This is a genomic window from Helicobacter cinaedi CCUG 18818 = ATCC BAA-847, assembly GCF_000155475.1.
GTDB classification, from domain to species: Bacteria; Campylobacterota; Campylobacteria; order Campylobacterales; family Helicobacteraceae; genus Helicobacter_C; species Helicobacter_C cinaedi.
Window position 1 is genome coordinate 207,088 of the sequence record NZ_DS990391.1, and the last position, 16,484, is coordinate 223,571.

Consider the following 16,484-nt stretch of genomic DNA (forward strand, 5'->3'; position numbering starts at 1 on the left):
AAAAGAGATTATGGCTTCATTTCTAGCCTATCCACAACAAATTGATGAGTTTTTAGCCCAAATCCCTAAAGAGTGCTTTACACAAAAAGGATAAAGAACGCTTGAGATTCTAATAGAGCTTTTAGAATCTTAAAGCGTGAGTAAAAACGCTTTTGTAGGTAAGCTAAGTAAAAAAGAGCAGGAGCAAGATTATTTCTTAGATATTCTCTCTCATATCCCAAATGCCAATGTGGTGCGACTAACGCAAAGCTTTTATGAAAGCTTTTTAAAGCAAAAGCAAAAAGAAGCAGGACTAAAGCTCCTTGAAGCAAGTGAGAATAATGCTCTGCTTGATATGAACGCACTTATCCCTAATGTGAATTTTTGCTCTCATAAGAATATGCAGGAATGGCAAGATTATTATGATACATTGCCCAAAATGCCAAAGTATAAAACAGGCATTAACTTTTTAGATTCTGTCTTTGATGGGGGGGGATAGAATCTGCCCAGCTTGTTTTAACCAGTGGCGACCCAGAAGCAGGTAAAACAACTTTAGGTTTGCAGACGCTAGAATTTATGGCAAAAACCAATAAAGTATGTTTTTTTAGCTTTGAATTCCCCATATACTCAAAAGAGAAAATCTCATCATCATTGATGATGGCTATGAGATTTATCAAGTGGCTCAAAATATCAAAACGCTTTACAAGCAAGGTGTGAGAGTGTTTTTAATAGATTCCCAAATGCGATTAGTTAGCCCAAATGGTAGGAATATGGAAGAGGAAGAAAGCCTTAAATTTTCAACTCTTACTAGATTATACCATAGCTTAGGGATTTTAGTCTTTCTCATCGTGCAAACGAGTAAAGGCGATAGAGATAATCCTATGGGGAGCAAAAAGGGCGGACACGAATCAAGTATCACAATCCGCATAGAACACGATAAACCTAAAAATGAAAGCGTGAGAGAGTTTAGTGAGGATTCACGAATTGTCATTTAAAAAAACAAGCAAACAGGCAAACACTATAAAGAAAGAGTAAATTTCAATAGTGAGCTAGGTAAGTTTAGTATGTATGAAAGTGAGCAGAATTATAGAGATTTGGAGGTAGTAGAGGTATGAGAAATGCGTTGTCTTTAAGGTGCTTTTTGGGGAGTTTGCGTTTCCGTGCGAGAAGCTACCTAAGCGGTAGTGCCGAAGCACGAAACGCAAATTTGTAAAAGCTGAATCTTAAAAAATAAAACACAAAAAGGAGTAACAAAATGATTCAAAAAAACCAACAACTGAATAACTTCACAATACTTTCTAGCGATATTCTCCGTGATAAAAGTTTAAGTATGGGGGCTAGAATGTTTTATGCCCTAGCCCAAAGCTTCAGTGATGATTGGAACATCAACATTAAGCATTTTGCCAAGCTTTTAAATGTGAGTGAAGCGAGTGTGAGAAAGTTTAGAAATGAGCTTGTCAATGCTAGTCTTTTAGCCTACTCTCAAGTAAGAGATGAAAAAGGCAAACTCACCCAAGAGAGTGTTTATACTTTTAATACACTAGAAGTTGTAGATTTTCAATATGTGAGTGAGAAAGTTGAAAGACTAGATTTGGTAGAACAAGAAGCTACAAATACGGAAAATGTGGAGTCTTATCCGTTTAAACATTTATCCGCATACGGATATTCTAGCGACTTAAGTAATATAATAATTTAATCAAAAACAACTCTAATAAGACACAAAAGCCAACTGCTTTGTTTTTGAAAATCACTCAAAGCTTTAAGTCTTTCAAAGATACTAAAAGCATAACGCACAAACTTCAAAGAAAGCCTAAGTTTAGAATCCTACACAGAGCAAGAGCTACAAGCTTATAAAGACTTTATTGCTTATCGCAAGGAAAAAGGCTTTTTAGCAAAAAGCACGATAAATAGCATAATCAAAGACTTTGAGACGCTTAAAATGCAAAATGCAGATATTGTGCTTTGCGTTGAAACTTGCATTAATCGTGGTTGGAGTGGCTTACTAAAAGCACAAGAAGCATTAATGCGTTATGAAAGCTTTAACAAGCCACGCTCTAAAAATGTGTGGGGCAAAAACTACGCCCATAAACTACAATCCACGCACAATCCCCTTGAAAGATTGGGGCAGTAAGCAAAGGAGGTAAGCAATGGTAAAAGAGCAATTTATTGCAGAAATCAAGAGTGATGAGAGAATAAAACTCACAGATTACGCTGTTAATCAAGTGAATTTTTTTCTCAAACGACTAAGTGATGAGAATCCACAAGATACAGGGTTATTAGAATCTTTTGTGCTAAGTCTCAATCGCAATGCTAAGGCAAGAATTTATGTGGGCGAGTTTTTCTCCATATTGCTTGATTGTGTAAAAAAACAAGCTGAGTTTTTATACACAACTTCAAGGATAAAAAACTTTAAAGGCACAAGGTTTGAGGAAGAGGAATTGTTAAAAGACTGCTTCACAAAGCAACGATTAAAAGAATTAGGGCTTAGCTGGATTCTGCAAGGGGATACAAAATGAAAAACGCAAAAATCCACACTTCAAGCTTTTTTTTAGAAACAGCCTTGTTGCAAAGCATAGATGAGATTGCAGAGATTCTAGGTGTCAGTAGAAGTATAGTTGTTGAAAGGGCAGTGTTTGGAAAAGAGAAAGGATTTGATAATGCGGAGCGTAAAATTAAACCAAAAAAAACAAAAAAAAATTCCTACTAAGAGAGTCAAATATAAGGCGTATAAACAGAAATGCAAGAAAGCAGAAATTAAGCAAGAATGCTTATTTGATTAGTGTAATCAATGAGTATTTGGAGTTTGTGAGTAGAAACAATTTGCTTGTTTATGAATACAGAAAGGATTCTTAATGATTAAAAACATTACTGAGATTAAAGCCAAAAGCGACATTATAAACATTATTGGCAGCTTTTTAATCCTTAAAAAAAGCGGGGTAAAATGGTGTAGTAGAGATGTGTATGATTGGACTTATACAAATAGGGCTTTTCCACGAGGTGGAAGCGGAGATACTAAAAGCTTTGCCCTAAATCTAGGAGCTGGAGAGGTGCTAAAAATAGTCTTTGTCGGTGGAGCTAATATTATCAACACACTTTTTAATGGCAGTGTGAGTTTAAGCTTTATCCCACAAATTGCCCCTGTGATACCTGAACCGCCTGAAGTGGAAGCTCCACAAGAGCCACAAACCCAAGAGTAGAAACTCGCACGAATAGAGGAGATAAAGCAAAATGCGTTAGTGAGTGAGTTTTTGAGATTTAAAGAGTATTTTGAGACTTTATTAAGCGATGAAGTAATAGTAGGAATAGCAGAACAAGGACAAATTGTTTATGGGTGGTTTAGAGAGTGGATTTTAGATCCACTTAATCTCACGCGATTAGATGATATACCTGCAAGTCAAAATTTTGAAAGTGAAGCAGGATTGAATATCACTATGGCTAGGTGGGTATCTAAGATTGAAAATATCAACGAGATTTATACAGATTTGCAAGGCAAGGGAATGAGCTATACATTAGATGAGTTTAAAGTTATGCTCGTTTGTTTTTTTGATTCTGTAAATGGCTATAAAGACAGCTTTGAGAATGAGCGAAACCGCTATGTAGAAATCTATGCAATGCCTGAAATAAGAGCATTGATAGATGAGCTAGAGCGACTTGAAGCGGAAGTGGCTTAGAGTGCATACAAAGGCTTTAAGATTCTGCGATAGGCAAGTGGGTTAAAAAGTAACACTTAAAGCCAAAAGCCCCGCCCTTTTTGCAAGTATGGACTAGTGCTTCGCACGAGTGGTATAAATTTTTGTGTTTAAGGGCAAAACTAGCGGGGTTTTACTAAAATGCGTTTGTTTAGAAATAGTTTTGCTTGCTTAAAGTCTTTTAGGCTTTTTGTAAGTAGGATAAGAAGCAAGAGTAATATAATTACTTCCACCATACAACAACCCCCTTTCTTTATACCAAAAGGCAGTCGCTCCCTTAAATACGCCATATTTTACACTAATAATTTAAAAAAGTCAATAGTATTTTTAATCATTTATTATATTTTTTATACTAAAATACATAAAAAGTTAATTATAAGGGGTAAGAATGAGCTATGATGATTTTTCTTTACAACTTAAGGCGTTGAGCTTAAGTAGAGATGATTTTGCCAAAATGGTGGGTATGAACTATAACTCTGTGGCAAATTGGAAGCAAAAAGGTGTGCCTTTATGGGTGGAGTGCTTTTTGTTTCACTATGAGAAAAGCAAAAAGCTAGATTCCTTGTTAGAGATACTAGAGAAATATAAGTGAGATGAGCCTTATCCTGCTTCTTGTTTCAAAATTTTTAAAATTAACCCTTTTATAATCCTTGCTTTTTGTGTTTAATTCTCTAAGAACATCAAACAAAATCGGCAATATCACACAAACAAGATTTAGAGTTTGCGTATTCAATTTTGTAACGCACAAATAGCGGAAGTATTTTTGAGATAGAAACGGCGTTTTGGAGCGAACAAGCAAGAAGCTTACTAAGCGTAAGTGCCAAAGTTTGTGAGCGAACAATCGCCGTTTCTAGCCAAAAAGACAACGCTAGGTAAAAAAGGAGCAAAAATGGCAAATATACTAGAAGCCTACAACCACAGCATACAACAAGCTCTAGCAAACACAAATAACGCTGCTTCGCTTGTAATGGAGACACATAAAGCTGCAATGCAAAACAATACAAACACGCTTAATGCAATCAATGAAACTTTGCGTGAGAGTGAGAGAAATGCCATTGAAAGAGAGAAAAACGACATAGCTAGCAACAAGCCATAGATAACAGCTTTCAGCAAAATTCATTTACGCGTATGTTAGCCTACAAAGATAGCGGAATGAGTGATAAACAAGTCCAAGAGCAAATGGATAAAGACTTGGTAGCTCATCGTGCAGCAAGTGGCTATAAAAGCAACACAAAATACTATAGCTTGGCAGAAATGGCAGTGGGAGGCTTGGCTATGGGAGCAAAAGCTGGGTGGGATAAGCTTAAATCTCTCACTCAAAACAACAAGCCACAAGAAAACGCAGAATCTAACCCCACGCCCCAAACACAAAGTCCAAAAACGCCAAATACAGAATCTACTCCGCAAACTTATCAAGCCTATAATGACAAAAACGACCCTATGGCAAAGAGAATGGGACAAAGCAGAGATATATCTCAACAAATAAACGATGCTTATACCGCACAAAACCATAAAGATAATTTCTTGCACAATGTGCAAGGCCCATCACTTAATAATTCACAAGTTAAATGGCAACCTTATCAACATCTAAATATCAACACACAAAAGGGCTAAAACTAGAAGCTTTTGAGATTCTCTTGGGCTTGTATCATACAGACTAGAAGGGGCTTTATGTAGCGTGGAAAGGGGGTTACACTTCCCCACATATTTATAGTAGTGTGGCTTAAGTCTAAAAACTTTGCTAATTCATTTTTGTTTTTAAATCCTGCTTGTTTGTAGAGGGACTTAAACTCATCTAAATCTAGCTCAAAGCTTAAAGTGGTGTAAAAGGGCTTATTTTCTTGCATTTGACTTCCATTTTGTAAAAGGATATAATCACACAACCCCTTGCATTATGCAAGAGGAATGGTGATTATTGAAACTCAAGCTTGAAAGTAATGGACACACTCCAAGCTTTGAGCTTCACAACCACTTTTTTAAACTTAAAACCTTTCATTTTAAGCCTTTCAAAGTGATTCCCTACGCCTACCGACTGAATCCCATAAAGGATTCAATTAGCGTTATTATATTTTTATTTATATAAATATTTGCTCAATACACATTTAACCCTTTTAGAATCTTTATGCTTTTATTAAACTATACCACAATGATAACGAATAAAAACGAGTTGATGAGTGCATAGATTGCCACGATTTTGCTTTGCAAAATCTCGCAATGACAAAAGCACTCTTAAGTGAAGTTTTGGCAAAACTTCACGGCAATGAAAACAATATAAAGGCACAAGATGGCGGGATTTTTTGACTATTTCAACGGCTCAAAGTATTATAAAAAACGCAATCAATACCGAATAGAGCTATTTAACAACGCCAAAAAGGTAATTGAAAAATACAAACTGCAAGTGCCTTTATATGATGAGACTTTTGCCCGTCCTTTGACTGATAAGGAAAGGACACTTTTAAAACAAGATAGAGAATCTTTAAGAAACACCATAAAGCTTGTAGATGGCTATGGGAGTAGCTCAAGGGTGGTGTTTTATGATGATGTGGCTTTTGCCCTTTTGCCTGAAAACTATGTGCAGATCACAAAGCTGGGCTTAAAACACTATACGGATATTTTAGCTGAACTCAAAGCTAGGAGTGAAACGCACTATGCCATAGATTTAATAGACCCTGCTGTGATAGCGGGGATTGTTGCGGGGTATTTGCTAGGCATTGCTTTAAGCTGTATTCCTTTTATGCAGGCTATCGGTGTAAGCACTGCCGCAGCGGCATATATAGGGCTAGTAGCGGCGGTGATGAGTATGCTACTTTATATCAAAAAGCTAGGCGATGATGCAGCCTTGCAATCTTTGCAATATGAAGTCATATCTCACAAAGTAGCCAATTCCTATGCAAGTTATTCAAACTACTATATGGGCCATAAAAAGCTACAAGCAGGAAAAGATTCACTGCTTTATGGTGGATATGAGATTTTTGCAAATGGACAAAGCTATCAGGCAGAGACTGCTGGGAGTGAGAGCTTTAAACCCACACAAGCTTATAATCCTACACATAACTTCGCCCCTTTGCACAAAACACAGAATAAAACCTTAGATAACATTGATGAACGCACACAGGGGAGAGCTCATTATAACCTAGCTGGAAATGATGGCTACATGGATAAACTCGCCCTATTCCCACTAGAAAAAATAAAAGAGCTAGATAATGATATGGAATATAAGCTAAACTTCCTAAAACAGCATAATCAAAGGCTTATAGAGGTATACTCTCACTTGGCTCAATTTACAGGAAGCAATGAGGAGTATTATTCAGGGGAGTGGATACAAGCGGTGTATAATGCCAACTATCGCACCTACTGTGACTATGTAGAATCTAAGGACTTTATCAATCAAGTGAGAACATATAATCAAACCCTGCGATTTAAGGGGGAGTTTTACTCACGCAGTGTTGATGAACGCAAATGGATAAAGGTAAGCAAAAAAGGTAGATGTGCCAAATATTGATGTAAATGAGCCGAGTATTGAGCAAACTCCTAGCGACCCTATTGCTGTATATGAGGATTGTATAAGAAACTTTTTTTATGAGGAAAGGCAAGAATTAGGCGATATGGAAGAATGGATAGAGCAAGGCAGAATGGAAGCAAAGTGAAAGAAAAATGCTAGAGAGCCTTAGCTTAGATAAATATTGGGAGTATCTCTTAGCCTTAAAAGCCATAGATGATAACAAGATAGGCGATTGGGTAGGAAAGGCAATAGAAGCGGGGTTTTTAGAATCTGTCGTGCATCAGTATTTTATAGCTCAAGGGGAAATGCTAGAAGTGAGTGATTATACAGAGCAAGAGCAAGATAAATTTATATTAAGACCACGACTTATTTATAAGTATGTTGATTATTGGGGCAGACAACCACATATTTTATGGCCTTATGGGATTTTTTCAAAACAATATTATCCCATTTCACTTATAGGAAAAGAAATAACAGAACACGGAGATACAGATTCTTCAAACACTTATTGGTATCCACGAGAATGGGAGATTGACAATGCAATACAGGGCGTTTATAGAAAATACAACTACCAACCTATAAGCTACAAAGACATCACACAAAAGGTGCTTTATACCTATATGCTACAATTATGCTACAATGCAAAGACTTTTTAGCTAAAGAGTTTATGCAGAGAAGCTTTAAGATTCTATGTGATTAGGTGGGTGGAATTTTAATATTTAAGGGATCGCTTCTTTTTTCTCTCTATAAGCCACATTGCCAAAAAACACGCAAGGGCAAAAATGGCAATACTTACAATGACTTTTAGCATTTTTTATCCTTTTATGAGTTTTTTTTGCGTTGGTAGGCTTTACATCTACACGCATTTGAGCAAAACTTACTCTTTTTACTCCCTGTGAAGCTTTTGCTACACACGATACATTCTTTGGTCTCTTTATCCTGTGTTTTAAGTAGTGAAGCGGGATTTATGGGCTTTTGACAATGCGGACATAAAATGTTTGACATAGTTTGACTCCGATTCTTAAAAAAGATATAATACAATTTAACCACCGCCATTAAAGGCGGTGGTTAAATTGTTAAGAATGCTAAAGGCTTTTTGTCTTTAGGCGAAAAGATATTTTGAGCCTTAGCACCCTCACAACCTTTTTAAATCTAAAATTTAACATCTTAGACTCCTAAAAAGTTGTCCCTACCGCCTACCGATTGAATCTAAGATTCAATCGGCGTGATTATAACATAATATCGTTATAAAGTCAATGCTTTTTCACTTTTAACCCTTTAAAATCCCTTTGTTTTTGTGTTTAATACTTGTTTTAAGCCCCTCCTTTTTTGTCATTACTCAAGCCGTAGCGAAGTATCTACATAGATTTTTCACTTCGTTCAAAATGACAAAAAAACACACAATGGAAACACAAGCAGATTCTAAGCTTTTGCAAGTTTGGACTAGTGCTTCGCACGAGTGCGGTGGAGCTTTGAGTATCCCAAAGCTAGAAACACAAAGGGCGGCAGAATTTGCGAGATAAAATCGGTGTTTTACGAGCTTTGTGCGAGAAGCTACCTAAAGCGGTAGTGAGCAAACACAAAGCGAAGTAATCGCCTATTTTAGCCGCAAAGCCAACGCCAACACAACAAAAGGAGACACGCGAAAATGCTAACATTATATGAACTCAACACAATGCTTACTAACGATTCTCTAGCAAATGATAAAGCCCTAAAAGAGTATAAAGAAGCCAAGGCTTACTATCACGGACATCAACTCGCCGCCCAAGAGCTAGAAAAACTAGCAAGGCGAGGGCAAATACCCATTTATGAAAATATCTATAAAATGATATGCGATAAGATTTTGGGCTATAAGATTCAAAGTTTGCAAGAGATAAAAGTCAGCGGCAGACAAGAGCAAGATAAGCCTTTGGCTAATCTTTTAAATGATTTACTGCGTGTGTTTAACTCACAAAAAGACTATGAAAAAGAGATTTTGACTTGCTTATGGGGCAAAGCGTGATAGAACTTTGGGTCAATAAAGACAAACAAGGCGATTTTCACATCTCTTTAAAGGCTTTAAATAATGAAAGCTTTTTAGTGGATACTTATAGTGTGGATAAAAATGCCCTAGATTCTAATCGTTTCCATAAAAAGCAGAATCTCAGCTATTTAGAAGCAAGGCTACTTTTGGGAGAAAATGTAGATATTTTTCAAAATGGCAGCACTACCATAGATAATCGCGTAGATATAATAGAAACTTGGATAAGGGAATATGATGAAGAAGTGGAAGAAAAATTTAGCTGGAATCGCTATTTGTGGCATACCATCGGTGGAATCTACAAATATGAAAAACGCCCCTTTAAGAATAACACACGCCCTTTTATTATAGCGAGGTATAACATAGATGAAAAGCATAATTGGTATGGATTATTTAGAGATATTAAGCCTATACAGGATTATATTAATTTTGCTGAAATTAAAATGGGGAATATGCTAGGCACGATTAAGGCATTATATGAGCTTGATGCCGTAGAAGACATAGATGAATTTGTAGAGGGAGTGAGCCAAGATAATGCCGTAGTGGGTGTAAGAAGCGGGGCATTACAAGAGAATAAAATACAATTTGTGCAACACCACGCAGATATTACCGCCCTCTCTCAAAAGAGTGAGCAAAAGAAAAATATGGCTAAAATCCTAAGTGGCTTAAACGATGAAGCCTTAGCTATGGCGACAAATAGACAAAGTGGCATAGCTATCGCTCAAAGGCGAGAAACGGGACTTTTGGGACTGCAATATTATGTCAATTCTGCGGATAATGCCGATAGGCTTTTATATGAAAAGGTGCTAAGTTTCATTCAGCACTACTTCACTAAACCGCAGATGTTTAAGATGACGGATAAAAAGAAAGTAGATAGGTATTTTAGCATTAATACTGATGAGAGTAATAAAATAGAGATAGGGCATTTTGATTTAGACTTTAAATCTCAGCCCAAACAGCAAGGGAGAGAGGAGCGATTTGCTCATTGGAGTGAAATTTTCAAAACTATCTCAAGCATACGACCAGACATTGTTACTTCACTTTTGCCTTTAATGCTAAAAGATACAGATTCTCAAATCATAGAGGATATGGAGGAAGTCCTAGCAAATGCCGATAAAGCACAAGAAGAAGCAAACAAAGTAAATCAGCCCATAAGTCAAAAAATGCAAGAGCCAGAAATGGCAAAACTTCAAGCACAAATAGAAAAACTCCAAAAAGAAAGCCAAAAGCTAGAATCTCAAAGCGAAGTGATGGGGCAAATGCAAGAACAAATGAAGCAAGAAGCAAATAATCCACAAAATTCCACTACACAAAGTGATGCTCAAAAAATGGCAAAGAAAACTATGCAAATTAGTGTGAAGGATATGCGTTAGCCACTTTGAAAGGCGGGGGAAATCCCCCTTACGCTTAAGGCTTGTATTTAAACTTAATTTTAAACCTAAAAAGCCTAAAATTAATGTATAATACAAGTAAGCGTTTGCTATGTCGCTTCATAGGAACGCCTTTTAAGTGGTATTGCCCCAAATAAATTGGGGCAAATTATTATACCATTTTCTACATATACTTACATTTTGTGTTTGTTATATTTTATCGCATTCTTGGCAGACTAATATCCTTTCTCTTACCATTGACAAAGCAGATTCTAAATAAAGTTTAAATCCATTTTTAACCCTTTAAATTTCTCTCTTAAAAACATACTATAACACAAAGCAAAAGAATCCAAAAAGGACTGAAATAAAATGGCAATTTTTAACTTTGACAAACTAGAGCAAAGTAACCAAAATCAACGCAAAAACTTAGGAGAGAGTGAGTTTAAATCTCAAAGCATTGATTTTTTGCGTAAGAATCCTACAAATATACAATGGGAGCAGATAGATTCGCTTAATCTCCCAAAAGAGCAACAATACGACTATATTAAACAAAATCTAAAAGTAGAGTTTGATTTAGACAATGCCACAAATAAAGGCTTATACGGACATAGAGCAGAATGGGATTTAAACAAAAAGGAAAGTGAGTTTAAGGATAAATACACAAACAAGGGCTTTTTAAACGATGTAAGCAAAAATATTCAAGGTGTAATAAGCACCTTTGGCTATGAGAGTGATGAGATAAAAGAGCTGATTAAAGACACAAAGGAATTAGCACTCTATGCAAAAAGGACAGGAAAAGATGTAGAGAATATCCCGCATTTTAAAGAGATACAAGAATATCTTAACTTAGGGCAAAGCGCACAAAAAAACTTTTTTGAAGCCGCTGATGATTTGGTGAGTGATTTGACACGACCTAGCAAAGAAGCCGCCAAAGAGCTAGGATTAAAAAACAATCTCCACTTAAGCCAAGCCGAAAAAGGTTTGCAAGATGAAATAGAAGCCTTTAAACTCTATGAAACAATCAAACAAGCCCAAAATAAAAAAAGAAGTGATTTTAAATAAAGAACAAATGGCGATAATTGATAATGATTTAGGCTTTTTTAGCTCTCTTTTTAAAGATAGCAAAGAAAAACAAAAAATGTTTATGGATATACAAAGGGCAAGGGAGCAGACAAATGACTATGTCAAACTCTCAAAAAGCTTAGAAAATGTGCTAAAAGATGAGCAGTTTTTTGGACTGCTTTCAAATGCGGAATCTTTAAGCGAAAAGCAACAAGAAAAGATAAAGAATTTTGAGAGTGTAGCGGAGTTTTTGGGCTTTGAAGCGGTGGCTTATAATAAAAATGGGCTATATTTTATAAAAGATGAAAGGGCGTATAAGGTAGAGCAGAACTTTAACCAAGAGCTTTTAGGTGTGCTGAATGATAATAAAGGCTCTTTTGGGCTAGGTATAGCAGGAGCGATGTATGGAGCAAACAAGGGAGCAAGTGCTAAAGCTAGATTTGGCAATATGGTGCTATATGGAGCGGGAGGGGCATTTTTTGGTGGTGCATTAGATTCACTGCTTGTAGATGCAAAGCTAAGTAAAGACTTTGATATAGCTCAAGCCCTTATACACGGCTCACAAGAAGCAGGACTAAATATCGCGGGGGATTTAGTCTTTAAAGGTATCTCCACCACTTATAAGGCAATCAAAGGTGGAATGGTAAAAACAGATAAAGGCTTGGGATTATTAAAAGAAGCCACAAATCAAGCTAAACTCGCTCTAAGCGGACAAAATATGGGTGCGATTGATAGGGCTTTAAGCAAACAAGCTAAAAAAGATGAAATCCCGCGTATTTTGAAAAGCTTCCAAGAATCACAAAGTGATGAGCTAATAAAAAAAGACTTTCAAAATGAAAGTTTGACGGAAAAAATCTTAAATAAAGTCTCTGCTTATGCTCCAAAAGCCTTTAAAAAAAGCAATGAGCCTAGCTTACTAGCACAAAAAACACCAAGAGCTACTAAGCACGGCGTTAAGAAATAAAGACTTAGCTGATAGCCTTGCAAACCAGCTTGATGATGTAGAGGCTAGAATCTTAAGCGAAGCAAGTGAGAAAATGGCAAAAGACTTTAAAGCCCTATCTCAAAGCTATGAAAACTTAATCGCTAAAGAAATACTCAAAGATGAAGCAAATCCAAGTCTGCCTAAAGTCTTTCAAAGGGCTGTGGAATTGAGCGAACACAATGTCAAAACACAATACGCACAAAGTGTGAGCAAACTAGAATCTACCCTTAAAGACAAGCCTATTGACTTGCTTACACCTTTTAAAAATGTAGCAGATTATGCCATTAGAGAGTTTGGGGCAAATGCTGAAATAAGTAGAGCCTTAATCCAAGAAGTGCAAAACTTGCAAGGGCGAAATATTACCATTAAAGAAGCCCTAGAAAAAAGAAAAGATATAAATGCCATTATTAGAAACTATAACGATAACCCAAATGCCTTAAAAAAATTTAGATTCCAAGATAATGCTAGTGAGCTTAAAAACGCCATTGATACGCAGATTCATAACACTATTGAAAGTGGTATAGCTAAAGGGGAGCTTGATGCATCTGCAAGAGCTGTGCTAGAAGAGTTTAGAAAAGCTAACATCGCTTATACTGATATAAAACAAAGGCTCAATGATAAACTCACAAAAGCTATCTTTATGAACCAGCCAAGCAAAAGCACGATTAATTCAATGCGGAGTGTAGATGAGTGAAAAAAAGCTGTGCTAGATAAACAATGGCAAGATTCAATAGTGGGGCTAGAAAATACAATCTTTGCCAAATTTGACCCTAGAATGCAAGAGCATACGCAAACCTTGCTTATTTTTAGGAGCCTAGAGCGACATATTAAAGAAAAGGACGGCTTTACCTTTATAGACTTAAGCAAAGCCCTAAAAGATATAGAGCAGTTAGAATCTCTGCCCCTGCACCCAAAAGCTCAAAATGCCCTAAATATCTTTAAAGAACTCGCTCAAACTTATGAGTTTATGCAAAAGCTAAGCGGAGCTAAAGGCTTTAAAAGTGGGGCAGGTAATGGAGCTTTAAGCACTACGCTGGAAGGCAGAATGCAGGTGTTTATGACAAACAGGCTTTTTAAGGCATTATTTTTTAGAGTGCCTTACATTGGCGATAAAGATGCCTTGCTTCATCATCTTAAAAAAGCAGTCCAAGAGCTGAAATATCCAAGAGCTATTACACTTGATATGCTCAATAATCCCAAAGGCTACAAGCCCAAATCCAAAAAACCCAAGCAATCCTAATGGAGAGGCTTATATCAATGAGAATGTCGCAAAAGATATACAAAACTATGTGTCAAATCCGCAAATTCTAACTGATGAACTAAAACATAGGGCAAAAAGCTATGCGTTAAATAATACCTTAACTCCGCCAAGTGATGAATTTATCCTTAAAGCTATAAATGATGATACACTCATTTATACCACCATAGGTAATGGCAAGGTCAATAAAGAGCAGGTGGAGAAGTTAAGGGAGATGATAGAAAAGAATAAAAGTGAATAATCTGGTAACTTGTTAGATAAAAGCAAACCATTGAGACAAGCAAAGAGCGAAGAATTAAGTGATGAGATATTAACTCAAGCCATAGAACGAGATGTAAAATTATGGATTGATAATGCTTCCACAGAAATTGCCAAAGCTTTAAATATGTCAAATGTTAAAATTACAATGCGTGGAAGTGCAATACAACACATACTTAATAGACACGTGGAGCAAAGTCTTTTGGCAAAAAATGGGCAACCGCCTATCATTTTTACCGACCTAAAACAACACGGACTTTATGTTAATAATGCTGATATGCACGGAGTAAAAACCTTGCTAAGTGGCGAAAAGCTCTTAATCAGCGGAAAACAAGTAAATGGGTATTATGTGATAGTAGAATCCATTAACACAAAACACAACGAACTAAAGCTAAAAACACTATACAAAGAGAATGGTAAGCTAAAAAATGCAGGGGCTTTTAAAGATATTGAGATTATACACACCGCCCCGACCTCACAAACGCCTTCCTCTAAGGGATACGACTTAGCCCGAAACCAAGCAGAAGTTAAAAGCGGTAGTGCAGATTCTACCACAAACAAAATCTTTAATCAAGGTGATATAAAGTTTGATAGCTTAGAGGATTTTACTCATTTTGCTAAACTAAGCGGATTTGAGAATATCCCACAAGAAAAGCTACAATCCGCCCATAAATATATTTTAGAGAATCTGCATAAGCTGGAGTGTTAGGACTTTTTTAGATAAAATGTGCTAAAATAGTGCAAAAAACATAAAGGATTGATAATGTTTGGAAGTGTAGCGGTGGCGACTTCTTTGTTTTTATCTCAAGCAAAGGTTGCAGCAGAAAATCGCACAAAAACATATCATATCAACAAAGGAGCAGAAAATGAAAGCAATAGAGGTAGCTAAGGCATTTGTTTTTTTGTTTCAACAACAACTTTTAAACGACGAAGCACAAGAGGAGGGTGATACAATAACAAATTTAAAAGTGCAAAAGTTACTCTACTACGCACAAGCTTATAGCTTATTGTATTATAACAAGCCTTTATTTAATGAGAAAATAGAAGCGTGGCCTCACGGACCCGTTGTTAAAGAAGTGTTCAACGAAATTAAAAAAGAAATTGGCGAAAATGGTTGTAGAAATTTAGGTGATATTTGGCATTTAACAAAAGAAAATTTTAATCTAAATGATGATGATATGGATATATTACTTAATGTATGGAACAAATACGGGAAATATACAGCAAGTAAGCTTAGAAATATGACGCACGATGAGCAACCTTATTTAAATGTTTATGTAGAAAGCAAAAATAATGAAATCACACAAACGAGCATAAAGGCTTACTTTGACAAGAAATTAAAGCAAGAAGCACAAGAAAAAAGGGAGTTTTATGGCATTGACAGGCATTGTTGAGCTTTTAAAAATTTTGCAAGAAATCTTTAGGCTTAGCGATGATAAATACAATTTATTACTCAAAGATAAAGCGGTTTTTGATAGGCTTAGTCCTCTAACTAAACAAAAAGAGTTAGATATAAAGCAATTAGAAAAGACTATACAAGAATGGGATTTGCAAATTTACGAATATGTTGATAGAGACAATTTTAATAAAGTTTTTATTAATGAGTTTGAGAAAAATTTTAATCGTATGAATTTAGAAAATCCTTTTAAATAATTTAATCCTTAATCCCTAGACTACATCAATCCCCTTTTAATCCTTTTAAAAAATCCCTAGATTTTAGCAATATCAAGCAAAAAAAGGCTTTTAGAATGTATTGCTTAGAGAAGTTTCAAAGGGAACTTGCCTATTTTTGATAGATTTAAGAGACTTGCCAAAGGTGCAATGGATTTACAATCTCAAGGCTACACGGCAATCAAAAAGAATGATGAGATTATAGAGCTAGGCAATGGCAAGGTAAGCAAAGAGCAGGTGGAGAAGTTAAAAGAAGTGGTGGAAAGTGGGGGAATAAAAGTAAATCTGCTAATTTAAAAGCTACTCAAACTTTTGAAGTTGAGCTACACGAAGCAGAGCAACTTCAAAAACACTTTAATTTTAAAAACAAAAAACCACTTTTAAGAGAATTGCGAGAAAATGAAATCGCCCACGCTTTAAAATCACACGGCGATGAGACAAAAGAATCACAAGGGGTAATATCGCTATTACAAGGGCAGATATAGAAGCAAATTACCCACGCATTACGCAAGAATATGACGAGCAATTTTTCACAGATAAAAGCGTGATTTATGTAAAACAAATTAATGGGTATCATATAGCCATTGAGGAAGCTTTATTAGGGCAGGATAAACTCATTTTTAAAGTCTATGGAAAACTAAGGGAAATTACAATAAGGAGGTTTTACTCAAAAATGCTAAGGCTAACCCA

The 16,484-nt window shown here is 36.0% G+C and carries 29 protein-coding genes; 26 read left to right on the top strand and 3 right to left on the bottom strand.

Annotated features, from left to right (window positions below; translation table 11 throughout):
* The first annotated feature begins 136 nt into the window (after positions 1 to 136).
* On the top strand, positions 137 to 478 hold the full coding sequence (locus HCCG_RS01155) for a hypothetical protein (RefSeq protein ID WP_002955522.1): 342 nt from the start codon (positions 137 to 139) through the stop codon (positions 476 to 478).
* On the opposite strand, the gene HCCG_RS12110 is transcribed toward HCCG_RS01155, so the two are convergent.
* Entirely contained in the window at positions 441 to 665 is a 225-nt protein-coding gene (locus HCCG_RS12110; RefSeq protein WP_158409684.1) for a hypothetical protein, read from the bottom strand. The genes HCCG_RS01155 and HCCG_RS12110 overlap by 38 nt on opposite strands.
* Positions 666 to 698: 33 nt before the next feature.
* Between HCCG_RS12110 and HCCG_RS01160 the strand changes: the two genes are divergently transcribed.
* The 10 genes from HCCG_RS01160 (at position 699) to HCCG_RS01205 (ending at position 5,282) form a co-directional block, all read left to right on the top strand.
* Entirely contained in the window at positions 699 to 974 is a 276-nt protein-coding gene (locus tag HCCG_RS01160) for a hypothetical protein (protein ID WP_230197812.1), read from the top strand.
* Positions 975 to 1,234: 260 nt separating this feature from the next.
* Positions 1,235 to 1,675, top strand: a complete 441-nt coding sequence (locus tag HCCG_RS01165; RefSeq protein ID WP_002955523.1) for a helix-turn-helix domain-containing protein — start codon at positions 1,235 to 1,237, stop codon at positions 1,673 to 1,675.
* Between the two features lie 243 nt (positions 1,676 to 1,918).
* Positions 1,919 to 2,110 carry a hypothetical protein gene (locus HCCG_RS01170; RefSeq protein ID WP_002955524.1) on the top strand — a complete coding sequence of 64 codons (192 nt, stop codon included), beginning with the start codon at positions 1,919 to 1,921 and terminating at the stop codon, positions 2,108 to 2,110.
* Positions 2,111 to 2,126: 16 nt separating this feature from the next.
* The gene (locus HCCG_RS01175) at positions 2,127 to 2,495 is read left to right on the top strand and encodes a hypothetical protein (protein ID WP_002955525.1); all 369 of its coding nucleotides are present in this window, start codon (positions 2,127 to 2,129) and stop codon (positions 2,493 to 2,495) included.
* Positions 2,492 to 2,686, top strand: a complete 195-nt coding sequence (locus HCCG_RS01180) for a hypothetical protein (protein WP_002955526.1) — start codon at positions 2,492 to 2,494, stop codon at positions 2,684 to 2,686. The genes HCCG_RS01175 and HCCG_RS01180 overlap by 4 nt, the downstream gene beginning before the upstream one ends.
* 145 nt (positions 2,687 to 2,831) lie before the next feature.
* On the top strand, positions 2,832 to 3,176 hold the full coding sequence (locus tag HCCG_RS01185; protein ID WP_002955527.1) for a hypothetical protein: 345 nt from the start codon (positions 2,832 to 2,834) through the stop codon (positions 3,174 to 3,176).
* Positions 3,177 to 3,215: 39 nt separating this feature from the next.
* Positions 3,216 to 3,650, top strand: coding sequence for a hypothetical protein (locus HCCG_RS01190; protein ID WP_002955528.1), 435 nt, complete (start codon positions 3,216 to 3,218; stop codon positions 3,648 to 3,650).
* 406 nt (positions 3,651 to 4,056) lie between these two features.
* On the top strand, positions 4,057 to 4,260 hold the full coding sequence (locus HCCG_RS01195) for a helix-turn-helix domain-containing protein (RefSeq protein ID WP_002955530.1): 204 nt from the start codon (positions 4,057 to 4,059) through the stop codon (positions 4,258 to 4,260).
* A gap of 297 nt (positions 4,261 to 4,557) precedes the next feature.
* On the top strand, positions 4,558 to 4,764 hold the full coding sequence (locus HCCG_RS01200; RefSeq protein WP_015453776.1) for a hypothetical protein: 207 nt from the start codon (positions 4,558 to 4,560) through the stop codon (positions 4,762 to 4,764).
* Positions 4,765 to 4,820: 56 nt separating this feature from the next.
* A complete protein-coding gene (locus HCCG_RS01205) occupies positions 4,821 to 5,282 on the top strand; it encodes a hypothetical protein (protein WP_230197813.1) in 462 nt (153 codons plus the stop codon).
* A gap of 2 nt (positions 5,283 to 5,284) precedes the next feature.
* Here HCCG_RS01205 and HCCG_RS01210 read toward each other — a convergent pair whose 3' ends face one another.
* Positions 5,285 to 5,551: a hypothetical protein gene (locus HCCG_RS01210; protein ID WP_230197814.1), complete on the bottom strand. Its 267-nt coding sequence runs from the start codon at positions 5,549 to 5,551 to the stop codon at positions 5,285 to 5,287.
* A 401-nt stretch (positions 5,552 to 5,952) separates the two neighbouring features.
* Between HCCG_RS01210 and HCCG_RS01215 the strand changes: the two genes are divergently transcribed.
* From HCCG_RS01215 to HCCG_RS01220, 3 genes are read left to right on the top strand one after another with little or no spacing between them, the layout of a single operon-like run.
* Complete coding sequence (locus HCCG_RS01215) at positions 5,953 to 7,170, top strand: hypothetical protein (RefSeq protein ID WP_002955536.1); 1,218 nt, start codon at positions 5,953 to 5,955, stop codon at positions 7,168 to 7,170.
* Positions 7,157 to 7,315, top strand: coding sequence for a hypothetical protein (locus HCCG_RS12115; RefSeq protein WP_002955537.1), 159 nt, complete (start codon positions 7,157 to 7,159; stop codon positions 7,313 to 7,315). The genes HCCG_RS01215 and HCCG_RS12115 overlap by 14 nt, the downstream gene beginning before the upstream one ends.
* A 7-nt stretch (positions 7,316 to 7,322) precedes the next feature.
* The gene (locus tag HCCG_RS01220) at positions 7,323 to 7,826 is read left to right on the top strand and encodes a hypothetical protein (protein WP_002955538.1); all 504 of its coding nucleotides are present in this window, start codon (positions 7,323 to 7,325) and stop codon (positions 7,824 to 7,826) included.
* Between the two features lie 166 nt (positions 7,827 to 7,992).
* Here HCCG_RS01220 and HCCG_RS11625 read toward each other — a convergent pair whose 3' ends face one another.
* On the bottom strand, positions 7,993 to 8,175 hold the full coding sequence (locus HCCG_RS11625; RefSeq protein ID WP_081445310.1) for a hypothetical protein: 183 nt from the start codon (positions 8,173 to 8,175) through the stop codon (positions 7,993 to 7,995).
* A gap of 643 nt (positions 8,176 to 8,818) precedes the next feature.
* Here HCCG_RS11625 and HCCG_RS01225 point away from each other — a divergent pair.
* The 12 genes from HCCG_RS01225 (at position 8,819) to HCCG_RS01275 (ending at position 16,091) form a co-directional block, all read left to right on the top strand.
* Entirely contained in the window at positions 8,819 to 9,172 is a 354-nt protein-coding gene (locus HCCG_RS01225) for a portal protein (RefSeq protein ID WP_015453777.1), read from the top strand.
* Complete coding sequence (locus HCCG_RS01230) at positions 9,169 to 10,563, top strand: portal protein (RefSeq protein WP_133247142.1); 1,395 nt, start codon at positions 9,169 to 9,171, stop codon at positions 10,561 to 10,563. Before HCCG_RS01225 ends, HCCG_RS01230 begins: the two co-directional genes overlap by 4 nt.
* Positions 10,564 to 10,929: 366 nt before the next feature.
* Positions 10,930 to 11,622 (top strand): hypothetical protein, encoded by a 693-nt coding sequence (locus HCCG_RS01235; RefSeq protein ID WP_002955541.1) that lies wholly within the window; start codon positions 10,930 to 10,932, stop codon positions 11,620 to 11,622.
* On the top strand, positions 11,573 to 12,586 hold the full coding sequence (locus tag HCCG_RS01240; RefSeq protein ID WP_002955542.1) for a hypothetical protein: 1,014 nt from the start codon (positions 11,573 to 11,575) through the stop codon (positions 12,584 to 12,586). The genes HCCG_RS01235 and HCCG_RS01240 overlap by 50 nt, the downstream gene beginning before the upstream one ends.
* A gap of 73 nt (positions 12,587 to 12,659) precedes the next feature.
* Entirely contained in the window at positions 12,660 to 13,301 is a 642-nt protein-coding gene (locus HCCG_RS01245; protein WP_002955543.1) for a hypothetical protein, read from the top strand.
* A gap of 9 nt (positions 13,302 to 13,310) precedes the next feature.
* Positions 13,311 to 13,847 (top strand): hypothetical protein, encoded by a 537-nt coding sequence (locus tag HCCG_RS01250; RefSeq protein WP_002955544.1) that lies wholly within the window; start codon positions 13,311 to 13,313, stop codon positions 13,845 to 13,847.
* A gap of 49 nt (positions 13,848 to 13,896) precedes the next feature.
* Positions 13,897 to 14,106 (top strand): hypothetical protein, encoded by a 210-nt coding sequence (locus tag HCCG_RS01255; protein WP_230197815.1) that lies wholly within the window; start codon positions 13,897 to 13,899, stop codon positions 14,104 to 14,106.
* Between the two features lie 30 nt (positions 14,107 to 14,136).
* Positions 14,137 to 14,832: a PBECR3 domain-containing polyvalent protein gene (locus tag HCCG_RS01260; RefSeq protein ID WP_230197816.1), complete on the top strand. Its 696-nt coding sequence runs from the start codon at positions 14,137 to 14,139 to the stop codon at positions 14,830 to 14,832.
* A 54-nt stretch (positions 14,833 to 14,886) separates the two neighbouring features.
* Positions 14,887 to 15,012, top strand: coding sequence for a hypothetical protein (locus tag HCCG_RS12760; RefSeq protein ID WP_002955547.1), 126 nt, complete (start codon positions 14,887 to 14,889; stop codon positions 15,010 to 15,012).
* Positions 14,990 to 15,517, top strand: a complete 528-nt coding sequence (locus HCCG_RS01265; RefSeq protein WP_002955548.1) for a Panacea domain-containing protein — start codon at positions 14,990 to 14,992, stop codon at positions 15,515 to 15,517. Before HCCG_RS12760 ends, HCCG_RS01265 begins: the two co-directional genes overlap by 23 nt.
* On the top strand, positions 15,495 to 15,776 hold the full coding sequence (locus HCCG_RS01270; RefSeq protein WP_002955549.1) for a hypothetical protein: 282 nt from the start codon (positions 15,495 to 15,497) through the stop codon (positions 15,774 to 15,776). Before HCCG_RS01265 ends, HCCG_RS01270 begins: the two co-directional genes overlap by 23 nt.
* A 168-nt stretch (positions 15,777 to 15,944) precedes the next feature.
* Positions 15,945 to 16,091 carry a hypothetical protein gene (locus tag HCCG_RS01275; RefSeq protein WP_230197817.1) on the top strand — a complete coding sequence of 49 codons (147 nt, stop codon included), beginning with the start codon at positions 15,945 to 15,947 and terminating at the stop codon, positions 16,089 to 16,091.
* The last annotated feature ends 393 nt before the right edge of the window (positions 16,092 to 16,484 follow it).

Excerpts from the sequence above, each read along its gene's own strand:
- HCCG_RS01165 (WP_002955523.1), top strand. The coding sequence starts at position 1,235 with ATGATTCAAAAAAACCAACAACTGAATAACTTCACAATACTTTCTAGC.
- HCCG_RS01170 (WP_002955524.1), top strand. The coding sequence starts at position 1,919 with ATGCAAAATGCAGATATTGTGCTTTGCGTTGAAACTTGCATTAATCGT.
- HCCG_RS01175 (WP_002955525.1), top strand. The coding sequence starts at position 2,127 with ATGGTAAAAGAGCAATTTATTGCAGAAATCAAGAGTGATGAGAGAATA.
- HCCG_RS01180 (WP_002955526.1), top strand. The coding sequence starts at position 2,492 with ATGAAAAACGCAAAAATCCACACTTCAAGCTTTTTTTTAGAAACAGCC.
- HCCG_RS01185 (WP_002955527.1), top strand. The coding sequence starts at position 2,832 with ATGATTAAAAACATTACTGAGATTAAAGCCAAAAGCGACATTATAAAC.
- HCCG_RS01195 (WP_002955530.1), top strand. The coding sequence starts at position 4,057 with ATGAGCTATGATGATTTTTCTTTACAACTTAAGGCGTTGAGCTTAAGT.
- HCCG_RS01200 (WP_015453776.1), top strand. The coding sequence starts at position 4,558 with ATGGCAAATATACTAGAAGCCTACAACCACAGCATACAACAAGCTCTA.
- HCCG_RS01205 (WP_230197813.1), top strand. The coding sequence starts at position 4,821 with ATGAGTGATAAACAAGTCCAAGAGCAAATGGATAAAGACTTGGTAGCT.
- HCCG_RS01215 (WP_002955536.1), top strand. The coding sequence starts at position 5,953 with ATGGCGGGATTTTTTGACTATTTCAACGGCTCAAAGTATTATAAAAAA.
- HCCG_RS01220 (WP_002955538.1), top strand. The coding sequence starts at position 7,323 with ATGCTAGAGAGCCTTAGCTTAGATAAATATTGGGAGTATCTCTTAGCC.
- HCCG_RS11625 (WP_081445310.1), bottom strand. The coding sequence starts at position 8,175 with ATGTCAAACATTTTATGTCCGCATTGTCAAAAGCCCATAAATCCCGCT.
- HCCG_RS01225 (WP_015453777.1), top strand. The coding sequence starts at position 8,819 with ATGCTAACATTATATGAACTCAACACAATGCTTACTAACGATTCTCTA.
- HCCG_RS01235 (WP_002955541.1), top strand. The coding sequence starts at position 10,930 with ATGGCAATTTTTAACTTTGACAAACTAGAGCAAAGTAACCAAAATCAA.
- HCCG_RS01240 (WP_002955542.1), top strand. The coding sequence starts at position 11,573 with ATGAAACAATCAAACAAGCCCAAAATAAAAAAAGAAGTGATTTTAAAT.
- HCCG_RS01245 (WP_002955543.1), top strand. The coding sequence starts at position 12,660 with ATGGCAAAAGACTTTAAAGCCCTATCTCAAAGCTATGAAAACTTAATC.
- HCCG_RS12760 (WP_002955547.1), top strand. The coding sequence starts at position 14,887 with ATGTTTGGAAGTGTAGCGGTGGCGACTTCTTTGTTTTTATCTCAAGCA.
- HCCG_RS01265 (WP_002955548.1), top strand. The coding sequence starts at position 14,990 with ATGAAAGCAATAGAGGTAGCTAAGGCATTTGTTTTTTTGTTTCAACAA.
- HCCG_RS01270 (WP_002955549.1), top strand. The coding sequence starts at position 15,495 with ATGGCATTGACAGGCATTGTTGAGCTTTTAAAAATTTTGCAAGAAATC.
- HCCG_RS01275 (WP_230197817.1), top strand. The coding sequence starts at position 15,945 with ATGGATTTACAATCTCAAGGCTACACGGCAATCAAAAAGAATGATGAG.